At 35.9% G+C, this 3,063-nt stretch carries 2 protein-coding genes and 1 pseudogene; all 3 read left to right on the forward strand.

The window, feature by feature from the left end; all coding sequences use genetic code 11:
• Positions 1-1,314 (forward strand): SusC/RagA family TonB-linked outer membrane protein (locus AC1DPQ_RS22880; protein ID WP_477610977.1); only part of this gene is annotated, 1,314 nt, incomplete at its 5' end.
• 17 nt (positions 1,315-1,331) lie between these two features.
• Entirely contained in the window at positions 1,332-2,813 is a 1,482-nt protein-coding gene (locus AC1DPQ_RS22885; protein ID WP_477584543.1) for a RagB/SusD family nutrient uptake outer membrane protein, read from the forward strand.
• 11 nt (positions 2,814-2,824) lie between these two features.
• Positions 2,825-3,063 (forward strand): annotated as a pseudogene (locus tag AC1DPQ_RS22890) (fasciclin domain-containing protein); the annotation flags it as partial.

Below are 3,063 nucleotides of genomic sequence, written 5' to 3' on the forward strand. Positions count from 1 at the left end.
AATTCTGGCTACAAGAAAAATCCAGCAATTTCGGTAAAATGGAATTTTAACAAGGAAGACTTTTTATCAAAACTTAAATGGCTTGATTATGGAGATTTCCGTTTAAGTTATGGCTCTAACATTACACCAAATGGTGGTATTTATGATGCTTATGGTATGTACTATGGTGGCGATAATTATAATAACACTAAATCAGTTATTCTAGATACCTCTTTGTTACCTAACTTAAGTTTAGAACCAACCAAAGCTACCACCTATAACGCAGGTTTTGACCTTGGTTTGTTTAATAACAGATTTTCGTTAATATTTGATACTTATTACAAACAAACTGATAATATTTTAAAGACTAAGCAGCTGTCTACAACAACCTCATTTAACGGTATTTCAGATACACAAATTAGTAATGTAAATTATGGTTGGGAGTTTATGGTTACCGGTCGCCCTTTAAATGCATCTAGCCCTTTTAAATTAAGTTTAACTGCAACATTGGCAATTAACAGAGAGGTTTTGGCGCAGTTGCCTGATGGTTTACGTGAAAAGATTTATGATGATGTAGCAACTCAAGATCAAGATACTTATTATCGTCTAGGTTTAAACTCATTATCCAATTATTTGTATAATACCAAAGGGGTTTATGCTACTAACAGACAAGTGCCTGTAGATCCATTAACTGGGTTACCTTATCGTGTAGGTGCTAAGAATATCTTAAATTATTTTAGAGCTGGTGACCCTGTTTTTACCGATTTAGATGGTAATTATGTATTGGATGAAAATGATAAAGTAATTGCAGGTAACTCCCAACCCCAGATAACTGGTGGTTTTAATACCTTGTTACAATATAAAAGCTGGAGTTTAGAGATCAACACTTCCTTTACTTTACAACGTGATATTTTAAACAATAGTTTGGCTGCACAATTTGCAAACTTTGGTACCCCTACTACAATGGGCAATTTGGTGCCATTGTCTCAATATAGTGTTTGGGCTGCCCAAGGAGATGTAGCTGCCTATGGTAATCCCTTAGATTTTATTAGGTCGTCCATCATCAACCCTTTTAGGTATTCTCAAACCTTGTTTCAAGAAGACGGTTCGTACTTCAAATTAAACTCAGTAAAGGTTTATTACACGCTGCCACAAAAACTTACAAATAAATATGGCATGAATAGGGTGAGTGTAAATGCCACCGCCTCTAACTTAGGTTTTATCACCAATTATTCTGGGCCTAACCCAGAAAACGTAACAACTTTAGGTAGGGATTATCCAGGTGGATATCCTTTGGCTAAACAATTTGCAGTTGGTTTAAACATAGAATTTTAATCTTTTAAACGWTGAAAATGAAGAATATAAAATATTTATTGTTGGCAATGGTGTTTTGTTTGATAACACCAGGTTGTAAAAAATTCCTAAACGTAACGCCAATTGATGCCCTATCTGGTAACAATTTTTGGAAAACCAAAACTGATGTGGAAGGCTTTACCAATGGAATTTATACTCGATTGAGAGATAAAGTTGGTGATGGTCCTTTTTTACCAGCATTAGAGATGAGGGGTAATTTTGTTTCCGGTAATGCAGGTGCCGATTACAATAACCTAATTGCAAACAACATGAAGCTAGTTCCTAGCGCTGCGTTTAATAGCATGCAAAATTGGAAAGTTTGGTATGATGTGATTGCTGCTTCAAATATCATGTACCAAGAAATAGATAAGGTGCCAAGTAGCGAACTGTCTGAAACAGAGCGAAAAAACTATAAGGCTGAGGCGGTATTTTTACGTAACTTAAGCTATATGTTCATCTGCAAACTTTTTGGGGATGCCATTTACTATACTGATGCTTACCATAGCACGTCTTTAGCCAGAACGGACCAAGTAACGGTATTGAAAAAATGTATCGCGGATATGGAAGCTGTAAAAAATGATTTGCCAGTAACCAATGCTGATCCATCTAAAATTGGTATAAGACCTACTAGAGGAAGCGCTATTGCTTTATTGATGCATCTAAATATGTGGGCTGCCGCTTGGGATAACACAGATAAAAAACCTTATTATACTGCTACTATTGCTTTGGCTAATGAATTGGCTACTTATACTGATTATCAGTTGTTACCTATAACTACAGAAAATACAAAAAGGATATTCAAAGGTCGTTCTTCTGAGAATCTGTTCATTATTTTGCAAGATTTTAACTACGGTGAAAATTTTAACCAAAATGCTTTGTATGGTTATTTCTTTGCTCACTACCCATATTATGGTGGTGTCTCTACTTCCACTAGTAGGATGAATTATAGGAAAAGTTACATCACTAAGCTTTTTCCGGCAGGTGTGGCAGACGCAAGGTTAGCTACCTGGTTTGCGAATTACGATTCGGATAACAACTCTTTCCAGTTTAAAAAATACATTAACAATTATGCTACGGGTTCTGGGTCTACTTTAACAATAAATAGCGATGATAGTGCCATTATTTTTAGGTTACCAGATATGATTTTATTGGCTGCACAAGCTGCTGCAGAATTAGATAATGATAGCCAAGCTAGAGATTTCGCTAACCAGGTAAGGGTAATGGCAGGTGCACCTTTATTGATTACTAATGGCGAGGAGCTTAAAAAAGACCTCTATTTTGAGAGATGCCGTGAGCTAATCGGCGAAGGACAATTCTTTTTTGATGCGGTGCGTACCAAAAGAATTTTAGACGCAGATTATTCAAGTAACCCGATTACGGTAACAGATTTCAATGCTGGTGCATGGACATGGCCATTAGCTATTTCTTCTGCAGAGCGTTTGGCTAATCCGAAATTGGTTGGAAATAATTTTTGGAATTAATAGATATGAAAATGAAACATACAAATAAAATTGTTTTTTTAATGTTAGCTGCTGCATTAGTGGTATTTGGTAGCTGCAAAAAATATTATTTCGATAGTGGTACACATGAAGCTAAGTTTGATGGTACAATTTTACAGTACTTAAAATCTAAGCCGGTATTTTTTGATAGTACCCTAAGGGTGATACAATTAGCTGGGATGACTGATGTGGTTGACAAAGAGCAAATCACCTTTTTTGCACCACCAAGTGG

It is taken from the genome of Pedobacter sp. 01T416_2 (assembly GCF_056398925.1).